This is a genomic window from Pelagicoccus sp. SDUM812003 (assembly GCF_031127815.1).
In the GTDB taxonomy this organism is placed as follows: domain Bacteria; phylum Verrucomicrobiota; class Verrucomicrobiia; order Opitutales; family Opitutaceae; genus Pelagicoccus.
This window is the reverse complement of the sequence record NZ_JARXHY010000006.1, coordinates 314,523-331,284: the sequence shown is the minus strand read 5'-3', so window position 1 is coordinate 331,284 and position 16,762 is coordinate 314,523. Positions and strand designations below refer to the sequence as shown.

Below are 16,762 nucleotides of genomic sequence, written 5' to 3'. Positions count from 1 at the left end.
TGCCGAACGTGGTGCCCAGGGAGGGACTGGGTTGCTCCTTCACGTCGCAAGTCCTGCGGACCGGCTCACGCCGCCCCTTCTGCGCTCGCCAGAACACTCGCTCCGTCAAACCCTCTTTCGGGATTCTTCGTCCCTCGCGGAGCCGAGTCTCGCGAAACACGACTCTCCTTCTTGCACGTGCGAACTGCCGAACGTGGTGCCCAGGGAGGGACTCGAACCCTCACTTCCGAAGAAACCTGATTTTGAGTCAGGCGCGTCTACCAATTCCGCCACCTGGGCATTCCAGCTGCACGCTCGCGCGTGCGAAAATGAAGTGGGGTGTATTGCTTCTCTCACCATCCGATGCAAGCCAAATTGGCGGAATAAAACGGGCTTCGGATCCGCCGAACTTTTCGACATTTTCCATGGAGATCTTCGGCTCGCGCCGTCCAATGCGACATTTCCTCATTCATTTCAGACTGGGAATCAACATGTTACAAAACATCCGAAGAGCTTCGAAAAAAGAAGCTCAAAACTTTGAACGCTTTGCCCCCCACCTCGTCTATCACTGCAGGATAAATAAGGGTTTGTTCATTTTTTTGTATCTAGTTTGTAGTTTGATAAGTCGAAAAGGGCGCCGCTAAGCGGCGCTCTTTTTGCGTCCGCATTTCGGCATCCTTCTGGCAACGCGTCGCTGTGAGACCCCTGCTTTTTTTCTCAAAACCCCTCTTTTTTTTGAACGAATCCATGCCGGGCGCGCCTATCCCCCCAAGAGGTAGATAAAGTATTTATAGATTCTGGTTTGTAGTTTGATAAGTTAGGAAAGGCGCCGCGAAAGTGGCGTCTTTTCTATTTGTCAGCAAGCGTCCACCTCCCGATAGGTTTTCTCATGCCAGACTATCGATGCTTCTGCCAAATCGAGTGGATTCAGGGCGATTCCATCCTCCTTTCCCCCGAGGAATCCAACCATCTGGTAGCGGCGAACCGAGCGCGAAAGGGAGATCCCGTGCGCGTCTTCGACGGCGCCGGACACGAATGGGACGCCCGTCTGGTCGACGCCAACAAGCGCAAAGCACGGCTTCAGATCGAACACGCGCACCAGTTCGCCCCTCCCGAGCATACCTTGGCTCTCGCTCAAGCGGTGCCCAAAGGCAAACTGATGGAAAGCATCATCCGGAAAGCGACCGAGATCGGCACGCAGCAGCTGTACCCGATTCTCACAAGCCACACCGAAAGCCGAATCGAAGGGAAGCGACAGGAGACAAAAAACCAGAAATGGGAAGCGGCCACTCTGGAAGGAGCGAAGCAGAGCGGAAATCCCTTCCTCATGCGTATCGAGCCCTTGCAGGACTTTTCCTCCTTTCTAGAAAATGCGGCCCAGTTCGAACTCAAGCTTATCGCCAGCCTCGCCCCAGGCGCCGCGTCGCTGAAAACGCATTGGCAGCGCAGCCTGGAAAAAAACGGTGGACAAAAGCCACGCAGCGTCATCTGGCTCGTGGGGCCGGAAGGCGACTTCACGCCAGACGAGACGCAACTCGCCCTCTCCTGCGGGTTTCTTCCTACCACGCTCGGCCCCCACGTAATGCGGTGCGAAACCGCCGCTCAATACGCCCTCAGCATTACTCAGTACGAGCTTACCACGAGCTAGCGCCCATCAGCGTTTCCCTGACGGAGCTCCCGTCGAATTTCCCCATGCCCCAATCATGTCGGCTTTCCTTGCAAGCTGTTAAGTCTGCTTACGCTTTTTCGTTTCGCGGAAAACAAGCGCAAATCTCTAAGCCGCTGATGGCGAAACGTAAAAGCGATGACGCTCAATGTTGGCATGAGCTTAGCTACCTAGAAATCGGATCGTCCGAAACGAGAGTTTGGACCGCCAACACGGTCGGACGATCCGCCGACCGACTCACCCGCAACTACAGATGAACAGCGAAGCATCCGAAAGTCTCATTCAAACCGGCTCCTATCGGGAAACCGGGGCATCCGAAGCGTCGCTTGGCGGCTGGCTGGGCGCCGAAACGGGACTCATCGCCATCGGCGCCATTCTGATCGCCATCGCTTCCTTCCAAGTGCTGCGACGCCTCTGCCGAAAGCTAGCGTCGGGAGCCAACGAATAGGCTGCCTAACACCCAAAGGAGCCGCTCCGACCGGAGGCATCCGCCAAGGTCTCTACCAGGTCATCAAACCACCCGCGTAGGTGAATCCGGCACCCACGGAGCAGAAGATGATCTTGTCTCCTTCTTCGAAAATCTCCTCTTTGGCCGCCCAACCAAGGGCCATGGAAACGGAAGCTGCCGAAGTATTGCCGTACTTGTTGATGGTCACCACGAATTTTTCGTAAGGGATGCCGACGCGCTTGCTCACGGCCCGCAGGATACGAGCATTGGCCTGGTGCGGCACCACCCAGGAAACCTCGTCGGGCGTCAGACCATGGCGCTCCAGAGCGCTCTCGATGATGTTGGAAAACGCCAGCACCGCCCGTTTGAACACCACGCCGCCATCCATCTTCAGATAGAACGGATCCAAGTCATCGCCGGGTTTAGGCATCGGGTTGAGCGCTCCGCCGCCAGCCCGGGAAATGGCGTCGGTGTAGCGAGCGTCGCCGCTGAGCTCCAAACGATTCAAACGATGTCCACCTGACTGCGGGGTCAGGATAGCCGCGCCAGCGCCGTCGCCAAAAAGAAAGGCCGTCTCGTGATCCTTCGGATTGGTGATGCGCGAGAGGATTTCAGCCGTGACCACCAGGATGTTCTTCGCGGTGCCGCCGAGGATGAGACTGCGGCCGACTTCGAGCGCGTAGAGCCAGCCGGAACACGCCGCGTTCAAGTCGAAGGCCAGCGCCTTTTCGATGCCCAGCTTCTTAGCCAAGGCGCTCGCAGCGCCGGGTACCGGCTGATCCGGCAGCAAGGTCGCCACCACCACCGCATCGATGTCGCAAACGTCCAACTCCGCCATCGCCAGGGCGTCGCGCGTGGCGGAACTGGCCAAGCTGGTGGCCGACTCGCCCTCCTCGATCACGTAGCGTTGCTGGATGCCGGTCACCTTGACGATCTCGTCTTCGGTCTTGCCCGGAAACTGCTTCAGAATCTCCGCGTTGGAGCGAATGTTCTTAGGCACCGCGTAGCCGATGCCCGCGACCCGCACCGTGCGAGAAGCCGATTCCCCACCTATGGCCTCGCTGGAGACAGGCAGAGCGGACGCGTTCGTCTCGGCTGCAGATTGGGTGTCCAGATAGGCTGTAATATCTTCGCCCGTAACGCGGGAGCCCGGACCTGTACCGACGATGTCGGTGATTGTATCCGGATTTACACCACGCTCCAAGGCCAGCTTTTTCGCCCTAGGCGTCCAACGAATGCTGGAGTGCTCAGCGGACGATGGGGCCGAAGCTGCGGCCGAAGCCGCGGGCGTCGCGGGCGCGATCTCCCGCAAGCCGGTCGAGGTTTTAGGGTCCGACGCCGCAGGAGCGGATTTCGCCGCGGGCGCCTCCTGCACCTCCGAATCCTCCACCTTCATGTGCCCCATCGATGTATCATCCGTCTCAATACGGAGAAACGGAGTCCCCACTTCGATGATGTCGCCCGCTCGGCAGAAGATGCGGCGGATGACGCCATCGCAGGGCGCCTCGAAATCGAATACGGATTTGTCGCTTTCCAGCTCGGCGATCTTTTCGCCCTTGGCGATGCGCTTCCCCGCATCGACCAACAGATCGATCAGCGTCATTTCATTGACAGTCGCTCCCATGGAGGGGATCGGAACGTCGATTTGAAAGGTCATGATACGTTTATGAGGTTCGAGGGATAGAAAAAGGACGAGTCGCGAAGACTCAAGCAACCTTAGCGAGCTTCTTCTTTGCGGATCGCAGCCTCCACGAACGCCCTGAAGAGCGGGTGGGCCTTGTTCGGCTTGGACAGAAACTCAGGGTGCGACTGGACCGCGAGGAACCAGGGATGATCCTTCAGCTCCACCATCTCGACCAGATTGCGCTTGGGATTGACGCCGCTGATCACCATGCCCTTGGCCTCCACCTGCTCCAGATAGTCGTTGTTGAACTCGTAGCGATGGCGATGGCGTTCGCGCACGATTTCCTGACCGTAGGCCGCAAAAGCCTTGGTTCCCTTCTTCACGCGGCATTCGTAGGAGCCGAGCCGCATGGTGGCGCCTTTGTCGACCACCGACTTCTGCTCCTCCATCAAAGTGATGACCGGATCCTTGGTATCTTCGTCAAACTCCAAACTGTTCGCTTCGGTGAGCCCCAGCACGTTTCGGCAAAACTCGATCACCGCGATCTGCAGCCCGAGACAGAGTCCGAAATAGGGCACGCCGTTTTCGCGGGCGTAGCGCACGGCGGCGATCTTGCCTTCCGTGCCACGGTCCCCGAAGCCCCCCGGCACCAGGATGCCGTCGAGATTCTTCAGGATTTCACGCCCTTCCGCCGTTTCCAGCGACTCCGCGTCGATGCGCTTGATGTTCACATGGCAATCGTTGGCGATGCCCGCGTGCGTGATGGATTCGTAGACCGACTTATAGGCGTCCTGCAGCTCGATGTACTTGCCGACGACGCCGATGGTTACGCGTTTCGAAGGCGATTTCAGTCGACGAACGATGTCGACCCAAATGCTGTCCTTGGCCTGCGGAGCGTCGAGCTGCAAACGGTCTACCACCAGATCGTCCAGCTTCTCGCGATGCAGCATCAAAGGAAGCTCGTAGATGGACGATTCCACGTCGATCTCCTCGATCACCGCCTTGGCCGGCACGTTGCAGAAAAGGCTCATCTTCTCGCGCAACTCCGAGTCGATCGGGTGCTCGGTGCGGCACACCAAGATGTCCGGCTGGATGCCGATTTCGCGCAGCTTGGCCACGCTCTGCTGGGTTGGCTTGGTCTTCAGCTCGCCGGCCGCCGTCAAATAAGGCAGCAGCGTCACGTGGATGAACATCACGTTCTCGCGCCCCGCCTCGAGCGCGAACTGGCGCATGGCTTCGAGAAACGGCAGGCCTTCGATATCTCCCGTCGTCCCGCCGATTTCCGTGATCAAGATATCCACGTCCTTGCTGGCCGCCCGGATGCGTTCCTTGATCTCGTTGGTCACATGCGGGATCACCTGCACGGTCTTTCCCAGGTACTCGCCGCGACGCTCCTTCTGAATCACCGATTCGTAGATCTGGCCCGAAGTCAGGTTGTTGAACTGACTGAGCTTTCCGGACGTAAAGCGTTCGTAGTGACCGAGATCCAGATCGGTCTCCGCCCCGTCATCGAGCACGTACACCTCGCCATGCTGGAAGGGATTCATGGTTCCCGGATCCACGTTCAGATAGGGATCGAACTTCTGGATACGCACCGTGGTGCCTCGCTCCTCGAGCAAGGCGCCCAAGGAGGCGGCGGTCAAACCCTTGCCCAGCGACGATACCACGCCCCCGGTCACGAAAATATATTTCTTTGCCTTACTCTGTTCCACTTTGGCTGCCATGAGAATGAGATAAAAAGGAGGAGGTCAACTACATCGCGTCAGGCGCCCAAAATCATCCAGCCAGCGAAACCGACGATGGCCAGCAGCAGCACGGTGACGATCACCACCATGCCGATACGGATCAATTTCCAAAGAAGCCAAGCAAGACCGAGCCCCACGATGACAAGGCAGGTCGTGACGAGCCAGGACGGGTAAAGTCCATAGAGTCCTCGGATTTCGTCGATGATTGGCGCCATGGAGGGCGACTCTAGGTGAGCGCGGCTCGACGCATCAACTCCTAATGCGAGTTGCCTGCACTTTTCCCAAATCGCTGCTTCCACAGCCTGCGAGAGGGCATTTCGTTCGTTTTTTTGGCAAACCGCTGCACCGTCCCGCTTGACCTTGCGCCCTACTACAAGCCCTAGACTTCGCCCATCATGAAGACCGCCCCCACGACCGAGAAAACCGGGATGCCCCTCACTCGAGGCGAGCTCGCCAAACGCAGCTCCACTCACTTCGAAACCCTGCGCTACTACGAACAGCGCGGCCTCATCCGCCCATCCTTCCGCGACAGCTCCAACTACCGCCGCTACCGCGAAGAGGACGTAGCCCGGCTGGCCTTCATCGCCAAAGCCAAAGACCTGGGCTTCACCCTGAAGGAGATCGCCGCCGTGCTCGAACTGCACGACCTGGAGGACGCCGGCTGCCGCGGCCTGGGCGAAAAAGCGGCCGTCAAGATCCAGGAGATCGACCAGCAGATCGCGACTTTGCAACGACAACGGGCCTTGCTTGAGCGGGTGAAACGCTGCGCTCCGCTGGAGGAGGCGGCTTGCGACTGCAACATCATGGAAAACATCGACCAGCTGGGAAACGGCTGCGGCTGCGGCTAAGATTTAGACCTGCCCACGCCTCAGCGACCTCTCGCCAAGCCTCTCCCCCCTAAAAAAAACGTAAGATCGGCCCGGACTCCTCCGCGGCCAGAGCTACCGCTTTGTCCGGACAACCGGACGTCACGAAAACCACAACCAAAGGAAAAAAATGAAACACCAACATAACTGCTCCGGCAGCGAAGAATCCATCGAGGAACTAACCCAGGCGAGCGCCTGCTGCACGGGTGCCAATGACTGCGACTGCGGCGAAGGCAATTGCTCCTGCTGTTGCTGCTAGTCGCGCCTCAGACAATACGGACGGCGGAACCCAAAAACCGCCGTCTTTCCCCGTTGCCAAGCGCCGTCGATTCCCCACAACCGAACGCGATGGCAAAAAAATACGACATTTACGGAATGGGCAACGCGCTCGTCGACATCGTCACCGAAGTCGATGACGCCTTCTTCGCGACCAACGGCATCGAAAAGGGCGTCATGACCCTGGTTGACGAAGAGCGCCAAGCAGCATTGGTCACGGCCATCGATATGCTGGCCGCCGACAAGCAATGCGGCGGCTCGGCCGCCAACACCGTCATCGGGGCCGCCCAGTTCGGGGCCTCCGTCTTCTACAGCTGCAAGGTGGCCCAGGACGAGCTCGGCGAATTCTACATCGCCGACCTGCAAGCCAATGGAGCGGACACCAATCTCATCTCCGGTCAGCTCCCGCAGGGCACCACCGGCAAGTGTCTCGTCATGACCACCGCGGACGCGGAGCGCACCATGAACACCTTCCTCGGCATCACCGCCAGCTACTCGGAAGACAACATCGCTACCAGCGCCCTGCTCGACTCCGAATACCTCTACATCGAAGGCTACCTCGTCACCAGCGACAACGGCCGCGAGGCCATGAAATCCGCCAAGGCAATCGCCCAGCAAAGCGGCGTGAAGGTCGCCCTGACCTTCTCCGACCCCGCCATGGTCAAGTACTTCGGCGACGGCATGAAGGAGGTAGTCGGCGATGGCGTGGACCTGCTTTTCTGCAACGAGGAGGAAGCAATGATCTTCACTGGCGCCGATAGCGAAGAAGCGGCCTTCGAGGCCCTGAAGGCCTCCGCCAAGCAATTCGTCATGACCCTCGGACCCAAAGGCGCTCTGGTCTGGGACGGGAGCCAAAGCATCCCGATCGCCCCGGTGCCGACCAAGGCCGTCGACACCAATGGAGCCGGCGATCTGTTCGCCGGCGCCTTCCTCTACGGCATCACCAACGGCCTTTCCCACGCCGAGGCCGGAGCCCTCGCCAGCCGAGCCTCCTCCGCCGTCGTTTCGAAATTTGGTCCGCGCCTGAGCAAAGCCCAGGCCAAAGCCCTGCTCTAGATCCCGGTAGGGCGTGGCCGCCGCGCCACGCCTGACCCAAGCCGATCGCACCTCCCATCTCGCCATGTCTCGCCGCAGCGCGCCTCAAGAGTCGATTCGCTCGGCACACCAGTCGCCTTCCATAGCCGTCATCGGCGGCGGGGCGGCAGGCTACTTCGCCGCCATCACCGCCGCCGAAGCGAAACCAGCCGCCTCGGTACACATCTTCGAGCAGTCGCGGCGCGTCTTAGCCAAGGTCGCGATCTCGGGAGGCGGCCGCTGCAACGTCACCCACCATTGCTTCGAGCCGAAGGAGCTCGCCCGATTCTACCCGCGCGGGTCCCGCGAGCTGCGCGGCGCCTTCTTCCATTGGCAGCCGCAAGACACCATCGACTGGTTCGAAAGCCGTGGGGTGAAACTGAAAACCGAGGCCGACGGTCGCATGTTTCCCACTACCGACGATTCGCAGACCATCATCGACTGCCTGCAGAAAGCCGCCGATAGGGCGGGAGTTTCCCTGCACCTGAAAACCGGGGTGTCCAACGTCGCTCGACAAGACGACGATTCCTTTAGGCTCGAACTGACGAATGGAAAGACCGTCGAGGCCAATCGCCTCATCCTCGCCACGGGCGGGGGCAAAAACAACATCGGGCACCGCATCGCCAGCGGGCTTGGAAACCGCATCACCGAGCTCGCCCCCTCCCTTTTCACCTTCAACATCCAAGACCCTCTCCTGACCGATCTCGCTGGACTCAGCCTGCCGCGCGTCTCCGTCACCCACTCGGACAGCAAGCTCCAGCAAACCGGCCCAGTGCTCGTCACCCACTGGGGGCTCAGCGGGCCGGGCATCCTCAAACTCTCCGCCTGGGGGGCGCGAACCTTTCAGCAGCTCGACTACCGCTTTCGCATCGTGGTCAACTGGCTGGGCGACTCCAATCCGGAGAGCGCCCGCGACGCCCTCGAAGAGGCCAAGCGCCTGCACGCCCGCAAGGCGCTCGCCAGCGTCAATCCCTTCGACTTCCCCAAACGCTTTTGGGAAAGGCTGCTCGAAGTCTCCTCGCTGCCGTCGCACACCCAATGGGCTCAGCTCCCCAAGAAGGGACTCAATCAGCTCGTCGAGCGCATCACGCGCAGCGAGCTGCAAGTCGACGGCAAGAGCACGAACAAAGAGGAGTTCGTCACCTGCGGGGGCGTCGACCTGCGCGACGTGGATTTTAAGACCATGCAAAGCAAGCATTGCCCAGGACTCCATTTCGCAGGCGAAGCGCTAGACATCGATGGCGTCACCGGCGGATTCAACTTCCAAGCCGCCTGGACCACCGGCCGCATCGCCGGCCAAGCGGCCGCCGAGCATTAGCGGCAAACCTGGCAGCGACCAATCCGCTTGAAGGCCGGCTGGTCGCTACTTCCCGCGAAAATCCCCGGGAATTTTTCGCGCCAAGCGGGGCTATCCCTATTTAGCGTTTGATCAAGAACCCTGATCGGACACGATTGCGGTTCTATGAACCTAGGAACCACATTGACTAAGCCCCTCCTCCCCCTCCTCGCCGCCACCCTGCTCTTCGGGTGTTCCAATCAGGAAGAAGAAGAAGCCAAAACCCAAGCCATCGCCGACGCGGCCGCTCAAAAGGCCGTCGCCGAGTCCGACGCGAAACACGAACAGGACATGGCAGCCATGAAAGCCGAGTCCGAAGGCAAGCTCGCCAATCTCAAATCCGAGATGGAGGACAAGCTGGCCGACGAGAAAGCGAAGATGCAGGAGGAAATGAAAGCCGAGCTTGCCGCCCAAGCCGAAGAGCTCAAAGCCCAGTACGCGGCCAGCAACCGGGCCATCGAAACGCAGCTCGAATCGCTCACGTCCAAATACGAGTCGCTCAAGGACAAGCTTCCGGAAAGCGCCGTCACCACCTTCGAGAACAAGCTGCCGGAACTGCAAAGCAGCCTGGGCTCGCTGCAGAGCATCGTATCCAATTTCAACCCATCCAGCCTCGAACAGCTCAAGGACCTTCAAACCAAGTACCAAAAGGAGCTCGCGGTCGCCAAACAGGTCGCGGACGAGCTTCTCAAGCTGCTCGGCAAATCCAGCCTAAGCGAACTGATGCCCAAGCTGTAGCGTTTGCATCCAGTCTCTGGATACTCCAAAAAAAAGTCAGGGGGACGGGCCGACGCTCCTTCCCTTTTCAGAAGACGAGCCACGTCCATTCTCCCCTCGATGAGCGACCGACAAGCCCTATCCGCTAAACAGAAACACATCCATGCCCTCCGTAGCGTGGCGGGCCTGCTGGAGTGGGACGAGCAGGTATTCCTTCCGCCGGACAGCTCGGACCAGCGACAGGACCAAAGCGCCGCCATGGCCAAGGTTCTGCATGCGGCGGAGACGGATCCCGAAATCGAAACGCTGCTCCAACGCCTGGAAAACGCCTCGCCGAACCCGAGCGGGGACCCGGTTCTGCGCGACGCCCGCATCGAGTACGATCGCGCCACCAAACTGCCAGCATCCTGGGTGGAAAACCATGCGCGCCTGTGCAGCGAAGCCTACCACGCCTGGGCGAGAGCTCGACAAAACAACGACTTCGCATCCTTCGCCCCCTATCTCCAGCGCCACGTGGACCTCGCCAAAGAGCGAGCCGAATCGCTGGGCTGGGGCGAGCGACCTTACGACCTTCAGATCGACCTGCACGACCCAGGGATCGACGCCGCAACCATCGATCGGCTTTTCAGCGAACTCAAAGAAGACCTGGCCCCGCTCGCGCAGGAAATCCTCGACTCTCCCATAAAAGCTCGCCCCGACATCTTTCGCGGATTTCCCATCCCTGAGCAGAAGGCGTTTCTCGAAGACGTGACATCGTCATTGGGTTTCAACTACAAACGCGGACGTATCGACATTTCCCTACATCCGTTTTGCAGCGGCAACGGCGCGGACACCCGCATGACCACTCGGTTTCACGAAGACAATCCTCTGGATTCGCTCTTCTCGTCCATCCACGAAACGGGGCACGGCCTCTACGAGCAAGGGCTCCCGCTCGACTCGCTGCACAACGCCTTGGGTCAAGCGGCAGGCATGGGGGTTCACGAATCGCAAAGCCGACTCTGGGAAAACCAGGTCTCCCGCAGTCGCAGCTTCTGGAAACACTACGAGCCGAAGCTCCGGACAGCGTTCCCCGAACAGCTCGAAGCCATCAGCTCCGACGATCTCTACCTGGCCATCAATGCCGTAGGCCGCACCCCTATTCGCGTGGACGCGGACGAGGTGACCTACAACCTGCACGTTATCGTTCGATTCGAAATCGAACGGCGACTCTTCTCGGGCGAACTGAGCGTCAACGAACTTCCAGAGTATTGGAATACCCAATACCAGGAGCTACTCGGAATCACGCCTGCGAACGACGCCGAGGGCGTGCTGCAGGACGTGCACTGGTCTGGCGGAGCCTTCGGCTATTTCCCCAGCTACTGCCTTGGCAACATGCTCGCCGCTCAGCTCTGGTACACCGCCCTCGAACAGCTGCCCGGCTTGGAGGACGATTTCGCCCGCGGCGAATTCAAACGACTGCTCGATTGGCTCGGCCAAGCCGTGCATCGCCACGGAGCCCGCTACCACTTGCTGGAGCTCAGCAAAAAGGCGACTGGATCCTCCCTTTCCCCGAAATTCCTCATTCGCTACCTCAAGGAACGCTACCTGCCGCTCTATCGCGAGTAGCGCCGGGCGCCGGAGCCCGATCCGCACCCCAGCCTACCCCCTTGGGCAAACTCCCCTCATTTCCGTGAGCTACCCCGTATTCAAACTTATCCTACGCCGCGTTTCGCCACATGTCACGGCGCTGCTCGCCTTCCTGCTCGCGAGCTGCCTCGCCAGTTTGCTGAAAGCCGAGCCTCCTCCGCATAACTTTCGCGGCATACCCGACTACCGAATCTATACCGAACGAGACTTCGACAGCAGCGCCACGGCAAACTTCATCGCGATCTCGCGAGACGGGCATGTCTACTATTGCGACCAGAGCTGGCTCTTCTTCTACGACGGGGCGGATTGGCACAAGGTGTACGACAACAGCGGCCAAAAGAAGATCACCGCCCTCTACTGGGACCAGGACGGAACGGTCTACGCCAGCGGGTACAACGAGATTTGCGAACTGACGCTCGACGAGAACAACCAGGTCGCTCTGCGCGACCTCGCCCCCCCAGAAGAGCTGAACATCACGCAAAAGCTCGAGACGATCACCAAGCACGGAGACATCGTCTACTTCCGCGGAAGGAGAAACTTCGTCAGCTACGATACGCGAACCGGAGAGGCGGACGTGCACGCCTTCGACACATGGATCACCAATGGATTCATCCTCGAGGGCGTCTACTACATCGTGAAGGACAACAACGAGATCTTTCGCTACGAAAACAAGCAGTTCGTTCCCGCGATCCCCGAGCTCACCAGCATCGTCGACCAGCGGGAAATCACCATCTCCTCCACCGAGGTCGACGAGGACGGATCGCTCATCATGGCCTCCGAACGGCGCGGCATATTCCGCTGGGACGGGCAGACGCTGGAGCCGGCCTACCGGAACTTTCATCCGAAACCGGAATACCTGCTGCGGGAAATAAAGCTGTTGGAAAACGGTCGCCTCATCGTCGCCACCCTAGGCGGGGGCATCATCGTGCTGGACAAGAGCGGAAACACCCTGGACCACTTCGACAAGTCCATCGACTACCGATTCCAAAGCGCCCGCTCCATCACCATCGATCAGTCCGGAGCCATCTGGGCCACCTTCAGCTCCTCCATCGCCAAGATCCTGCTCGATTCGGAGCTGACCCCCATAGACGAGCACCTTCGGCCTAGCCTCTTCTACGCCACGCAGCACCTCTTCGAAGGCGATCTCTACGTGCGCAGCTTCTACAAGCTCTACCGAGCCTACTACGACGAAAACGATCGCATCAGCGGCTTCGAAGAAGTCCTCGCCGATCAGGACTTCGAAGTCTGGTCGGTCACCGTGGGAACGGACGGGATGTACATCAACACCGCCGACGACGGGCTCTTCCGCTGGTCGAACGACACGCTGACCTCCCTCTCCGACAGCGCCGAGTTCGACCGGTTGGTCGAACCCGCCCGACGCCCCGACCTGCTGGTGGGAGGAAATGGCAAGGAGATCGTGCTCTACCGCAAGGCCGGCGACGAGTTGATCGAGCTCGACCGCGCGGCAAACCCAGTCGGATTCGTCAACCGCATGGAGGAGGACGCCGAAGGAAACCTCTGGCTGGAGTACGGGTTCAATCATACCGGCCGGGTCCGCATCGAAGACGAGCGCCTGCTGCTCGATGTCTACACCCTGGACGACGGGCTGCCAGCGAAAGAGTGGATCACCATCTGGATGCACCAGGGCAAGGCCTACTACACCCACAGCCAAGGAATCATCACCCTGGACCAGGAAACTGGGCGATTCGTGCATGCCAACTTCATGCAGGAGATCGATCCCGACTTCGAAATGGGCATCGAACGAGCCTTCACCGATCCGGAGGGAAACCTGTGGATTTCCGCTCGCGGGAAAAATCTCATCTATTGGCGGCAGGACGACGGAAGCTACCGCCTCGACGAAAACGCCCTATCCGAAATCGGCGAGCCCTACTTCGAGTTTCTCACCACCTTCGACGGAGGCGAGGCGCTCATCATGACCTCCTTCGAATTCTTCCACTACCGACCTGATCCTTCAGCGACGCGGACAAGCGCCCCCCCGCCGCAGACCATCATCGCCCAAATTCGCAGCGCTTCGGACGACACCATCCACTTCAACACCATCGGTCTGGGCTCGACCCCGCAAAGCAGAGATTTCAACTACAGCCAGAACAGCCTGTCCTTCAACGTCGCCAACAAGTTCTCCTACAGCACTAGGTCTCCAAAATTCCAATACATACTCGAGGGGTTCACAGGAGCGTCGAGCGAGAGCTCCGACACCCAATGGACCAGCGATAGCAGCGTCTACTACACCAATCTCAATCCCGGCAGCTATACCTTCAAGGTGCGGGCTCAACTTGGAAACGGCGAGGTTTCCCCATGGACCAGCTACGCCTTCAGCATCAAGCCGCCGTTCTACCAGACCTACCTGGCCTACGCCATTTATCTAGTCATCCTGCTGCTCATCGTGCAAATCTCGGTCGAGCTCTACTCCAAGCGCCTCAAACGGCAAAACCTCCGCCTCGAAGGCATGGTGGCCGAGCGCACTCAGGAGATCGAATCGAAGAACCTGGAACTGGAAAACAAAAACGAGGAGCTGGCCAGCCAGTCCGACGAGCTGAGCCGTAAGGCATCCCAGCTGGCAGACGCGCTCGACCAGCTCCGCAGCGCCCAGGACCAGCTGCTCGCGACCGCCCGCACCGCCGGTCGGGCCGAGGTCGCCACCAACGTGCTGCACAACGTCGGCAACGTACTCAACAGCGTGAACATCGGCCTGTCCAATCTCTCTCGCTCCATGGAGAAATCCCGCATCGGACGATTGAAACAGGTTTCCAAAATGCTCAACGCCCATCGAGAAAACCTCGCGGAATACCTCACCACTGACGAAAAGGGAGTCCAGGTGCCCGCCTACCTCGACAAGCTAGCCGACGCGCTCGGCAACGAGTTGAGCGACTTCAGCTTGGAGCTGCGACAGATCGGCCAGAACATCGAGCACATCAAGCGCATCATCACGGCCCAGCAAGCTCACGCCAAAACCATCGGGATCGTCAGCCGGATCGACGTTTCCGAACTGCTCGATTCCGCCCTAGCCATCACCTTGGACGACAGCGATCCCCTGCGCCTTTCCATCCGCAAGGACTATCCAGGGGAACTTGCCATCGAATCGGACAAGCATCAGCTGCTGGAAGTGCTGATCAATCTCATCAAAAACGCCAAGGAATCGATCCTCGAGCGCGGACCGGACCAGGGAGAGATCACGATCGGCTTCTCCAAGCTTGCCGACGCCGAACAGGTGGAAATCCGCATCGCGGACAATGGCCTGGGCATCGCCTCGGAGCATTTGAAAAAACTCTTCTCGCACGGCTTCACCACAAAGAGCGAAGGACACGGCTTCGGCCTGCACAGCTGCGCCAATACCATCAAAAACCTCGGCGGGCGCCTCAGAATCGATAGCGAAGGACTGGGAAAAGGCGCCGTGGCGAACATCCATCTGCCTCTGAAAGCCCAGAAGCCGCCTGCCAGTCATGCCCCGAAACGCCCCTAGCGAAGGCCTCTCCGGGCATCCGCGCCTTCACCGAAGGGCCTCGCGGCCGATTGATAAGCTCGAACGCCATGTCACGAGCCAATCCGAGCCTTCCATCGCCACGCCTCCGCCACCTCGCCCGCGCCCTGCGGCCATGGCTGCCGGTGCTCGCAGCCTGCCTCTGCCTCGCCCTCTATTCGTGGAAGCCCGGATCGAGGGCGCCCGAAATCGCCTTTTCCCTTCGCGACAAGCTCGACCATTTCAGCGTCTACTTCTTGCTGGGCATTCTGACCGCAAAGGCCCTGCCGACCCAGCTCCGCGGCATGCCCCGCTGGCTGGTCGCCTTCGCCCTGGTCAGCGCCTTCGGCCTCAGCGACGAAATCGCCCAGCACTTCAATCCAGCCCGCACCGGCGATCCTCTCGATTGGCTCGCAGACAGCGTTGGAGCGCTCCTCGGAGCCTTCGCCTACATCCGTAGCGCAGCCTTCCAGAGACTGGTCGACTGGAGCCCAATCAGATGCTTCAAAAGGCAGCTTTGACCCCGCTGCGCGACCCCTCCCCCAGAGCTCCGAACCATTGAGCCATTGACCTTTGGCCCGGTTTCTTCTTTCAACGATCTCTATGAGCACTGACCTCCAAGAGATCGAATCCGTAGTCAAAACCATCGCCGTCGACGCCCGCGAGGCTTCCCTCGCCTTGGCGAACGTCTCCACCGAGAAGAAAAACAAGGCGATCCTGCGGCTGGCGGAACTCATCGAGGAAAACGTCGAGTCGCTGCGCACGGAGAACGCGAAAGACCTGGCCGCAGCGGAAAACTCCGGCATCAGCGGCGCCATGCTCAATCGGCTGCAGCTGAACGACTCCCGCATCGCCGGCATGATCGAAGGGGCGCGGCAGGTGGCCGCCCTGCCCGACCCGGTGGGAGAATCTCTCGACATCTACAAGCACCCGCAGGGCTTCACCATCGAAAAGGTGCGCGTGCCCATCGGAGTCATCGGCATCATCTACGAATCGCGCCCCAACGTCACCGTGGACTGCGCCATCCTCTGCCTGAAGTCAGGAAACGCCAGCATCCTGCGCGGGGGCAAGGAAGCCTTTCACACCAATACCGCCCTGGCGGCCCTCGTTTCCCGAGCTCTCGACGAAACCGGCCTTCCCACGAAAGCGGTTCAGTTCATCCCGACCACCGACCGCGCCGCTCTGAACACCTTGCTCAAGCTGCAGGATCAGATCCAGTGCATCATCCCGCGCGGCGGCGAGGGCCTGATCCGCTTCGTTTCGGAAAACTCCACCATTCCCGTCATCAAGCACTACGACGGCATCTGCACCCTATTCGTGGATCAGGCGGCCGACATCGATATGGCTACCAAGATCGTGGTGAACTCCAAGACGCACTACCCATCGGTGTGCAACGCGGGCGAAAACCTGCTGGTCGATCGCTCCATCGCCGCCAGCGCCCTGCCGGTCATCGCCAAAGCCCTGAAGGAAAAAGGCGTGGAACTGCGGGCCGACGCCGACGCCAAGGCCATCCTCGTTTCCGAGGACATCCCCTGCGTCGACGCCACGGAAGAGGACTGGGGCACCGAGTACCTCGACCTGATCATTTCCATCAAGATCGTCGATTCCGTGGAGGAGGCCATGGGCTTCATCAACCACTACGGCAGCTCGCACAGCGATTGCATCATCACGGGCAATCCGGAGGCCGCCACCCAGTTCCTCAACGGGGTGGACTCCTCCACCGTGTACTGGAACGTCAGCACCCGCTTCACCGACGGCTTCGAGTTCGGGCTCGGGGCGGAAATCGGCATCTCCACCGATCGGCTCCACGCCCGCGGTCCCATGGGCTTGCGCGAGCTCTGCAGCTACAAGTACAAGGTCGTCGGAGAGGGCCAGATCAAGGCCTAGGCCGACTGGAACAGCCGCCAACGCGGCAAACGACACTCTC

The 16,762-nt window shown here is 59.9% G+C and carries 14 protein-coding genes and 1 tRNA gene; 11 read left to right on the top strand and 4 right to left on the bottom strand.

Features of this window, described 5'->3' with window-relative positions:
- Positions 1-194 precede the first annotated feature (194 nt).
- Positions 195-279: transfer RNA gene (locus QEH54_RS11030), tRNA-Leu, on the bottom strand.
- 589 nt (positions 280-868) lie between these two features.
- Between QEH54_RS11030 and QEH54_RS11025 the strand changes: the two genes are divergently transcribed.
- Positions 869-1,627: an RsmE family RNA methyltransferase gene (locus tag QEH54_RS11025; RefSeq protein ID WP_309018730.1), complete on the top strand. Its 759-nt coding sequence runs from the start codon at positions 869-871 to the stop codon at positions 1,625-1,627.
- Positions 1,628-1,898: 271 nt separating this feature from the next.
- Positions 1,899-2,093 (top strand): hypothetical protein, encoded by a 195-nt coding sequence (locus QEH54_RS11020; RefSeq protein ID WP_309018729.1) that lies wholly within the window; start codon positions 1,899-1,901, stop codon positions 2,091-2,093.
- 52 nt (positions 2,094-2,145) lie between these two features.
- On the opposite strand, the gene QEH54_RS11015 is transcribed toward QEH54_RS11020, so the two are convergent.
- Genes QEH54_RS11015 through QEH54_RS11005 form a run of 3 tightly spaced genes read right to left on the bottom strand, consistent with a single transcriptional unit; the run spans position 2,146 to position 5,677 of the window.
- Positions 2,146-3,750, bottom strand: coding sequence for a beta-ketoacyl-ACP synthase 3 (locus tag QEH54_RS11015; protein WP_309018728.1), 1,605 nt, complete (start codon positions 3,748-3,750; stop codon positions 2,146-2,148).
- Positions 3,751-3,809: 59 nt separating this feature from the next.
- The gene (locus QEH54_RS11010; RefSeq protein WP_309018727.1) at positions 3,810-5,441 is read right to left on the bottom strand and encodes a CTP synthase; all 1,632 of its coding nucleotides are present in this window, start codon (positions 5,439-5,441) and stop codon (positions 3,810-3,812) included.
- 38 nt (positions 5,442-5,479) lie between these two features.
- A complete protein-coding gene (locus tag QEH54_RS11005) occupies positions 5,480-5,677 on the bottom strand; it encodes a hypothetical protein (protein ID WP_309018726.1) in 198 nt (65 codons plus the stop codon).
- A 180-nt stretch (positions 5,678-5,857) separates the two neighbouring features.
- On the opposite strand from QEH54_RS11005, the gene QEH54_RS11000 reads away from it, so the two are divergent.
- The 9 genes from QEH54_RS11000 (at position 5,858) to QEH54_RS10960 (ending at position 16,722) form a co-directional block, all read left to right on the top strand.
- The gene (locus QEH54_RS11000; protein WP_309018725.1) at positions 5,858-6,310 is read left to right on the top strand and encodes a MerR family transcriptional regulator; all 453 of its coding nucleotides are present in this window, start codon (positions 5,858-5,860) and stop codon (positions 6,308-6,310) included.
- Positions 6,311-6,458: 148 nt separating this feature from the next.
- Positions 6,459-6,587 (top strand): hypothetical protein, encoded by a 129-nt coding sequence (locus QEH54_RS10995; RefSeq protein ID WP_309018724.1) that lies wholly within the window; start codon positions 6,459-6,461, stop codon positions 6,585-6,587.
- 89 nt (positions 6,588-6,676) lie between these two features.
- Entirely contained in the window at positions 6,677-7,660 is a 984-nt protein-coding gene (locus tag QEH54_RS10990) for an adenosine kinase (RefSeq protein WP_309018723.1), read from the top strand.
- A 64-nt stretch (positions 7,661-7,724) separates the two neighbouring features.
- The gene (locus QEH54_RS10985; RefSeq protein ID WP_309018722.1) at positions 7,725-8,996 is read left to right on the top strand and encodes an NAD(P)/FAD-dependent oxidoreductase; all 1,272 of its coding nucleotides are present in this window, start codon (positions 7,725-7,727) and stop codon (positions 8,994-8,996) included.
- 162 nt (positions 8,997-9,158) lie between these two features.
- On the top strand, positions 9,159-9,752 hold the full coding sequence (locus tag QEH54_RS10980; protein WP_309018721.1) for a hypothetical protein: 594 nt from the start codon (positions 9,159-9,161) through the stop codon (positions 9,750-9,752).
- Positions 9,753-9,851: 99 nt separating this feature from the next.
- Positions 9,852-11,336 carry a carboxypeptidase M32 gene (locus tag QEH54_RS10975; protein ID WP_309018720.1) on the top strand — a complete coding sequence of 495 codons (1,485 nt, stop codon included), beginning with the start codon at positions 9,852-9,854 and terminating at the stop codon, positions 11,334-11,336.
- Positions 11,337-11,400: 64 nt separating this feature from the next.
- Complete coding sequence (locus QEH54_RS10970) at positions 11,401-14,838, top strand: ATP-binding protein (RefSeq protein ID WP_309018719.1); 3,438 nt, start codon at positions 11,401-11,403, stop codon at positions 14,836-14,838.
- Between the two features lie 68 nt (positions 14,839-14,906).
- Positions 14,907-15,356 carry a VanZ family protein gene (locus QEH54_RS10965; protein ID WP_309018718.1) on the top strand — a complete coding sequence of 150 codons (450 nt, stop codon included), beginning with the start codon at positions 14,907-14,909 and terminating at the stop codon, positions 15,354-15,356.
- A gap of 82 nt (positions 15,357-15,438) precedes the next feature.
- Positions 15,439-16,722: a glutamate-5-semialdehyde dehydrogenase gene (locus QEH54_RS10960; protein ID WP_309018717.1), complete on the top strand. Its 1,284-nt coding sequence runs from the start codon at positions 15,439-15,441 to the stop codon at positions 16,720-16,722.
- The last annotated feature ends 40 nt before the right edge of the window (positions 16,723-16,762 follow it).

Bases quoted from the DNA above. Each gene is read 5' to 3' on its own strand.
- QEH54_RS11020 (WP_309018729.1), top strand. From the start codon at position 1,899: ATGAACAGCGAAGCATCCGAAAGTCTCATTCAAACCGGCTCCTATCGG.
- QEH54_RS10985 (WP_309018722.1), top strand. From the start codon at position 7,725: ATGTCTCGCCGCAGCGCGCCTCAAGAGTCGATTCGCTCGGCACACCAG.
- QEH54_RS10995 (WP_309018724.1), top strand. From the start codon at position 6,459: ATGAAACACCAACATAACTGCTCCGGCAGCGAAGAATCCATCGAGGAA.
- QEH54_RS11005 (WP_309018726.1), bottom strand. From the start codon at position 5,677: ATGGCGCCAATCATCGACGAAATCCGAGGACTCTATGGACTTTACCCG.
- QEH54_RS10990 (WP_309018723.1), top strand. From the start codon at position 6,677: ATGGCAAAAAAATACGACATTTACGGAATGGGCAACGCGCTCGTCGAC.
- QEH54_RS11000 (WP_309018725.1), top strand. From the start codon at position 5,858: ATGAAGACCGCCCCCACGACCGAGAAAACCGGGATGCCCCTCACTCGA.
- QEH54_RS11015 (WP_309018728.1), bottom strand. From the start codon at position 3,750: ATGACCTTTCAAATCGACGTTCCGATCCCCTCCATGGGAGCGACTGTC.
- QEH54_RS11025 (WP_309018730.1), top strand. From the start codon at position 869: ATGCCAGACTATCGATGCTTCTGCCAAATCGAGTGGATTCAGGGCGAT.
- QEH54_RS10960 (WP_309018717.1), top strand. From the start codon at position 15,439: ATGAGCACTGACCTCCAAGAGATCGAATCCGTAGTCAAAACCATCGCC.
- QEH54_RS10965 (WP_309018718.1), top strand. From the start codon at position 14,907: ATGTCACGAGCCAATCCGAGCCTTCCATCGCCACGCCTCCGCCACCTC.
- QEH54_RS10975 (WP_309018720.1), top strand. From the start codon at position 9,852: ATGAGCGACCGACAAGCCCTATCCGCTAAACAGAAACACATCCATGCC.
- QEH54_RS11010 (WP_309018727.1), bottom strand. From the start codon at position 5,441: ATGGCAGCCAAAGTGGAACAGAGTAAGGCAAAGAAATATATTTTCGTG.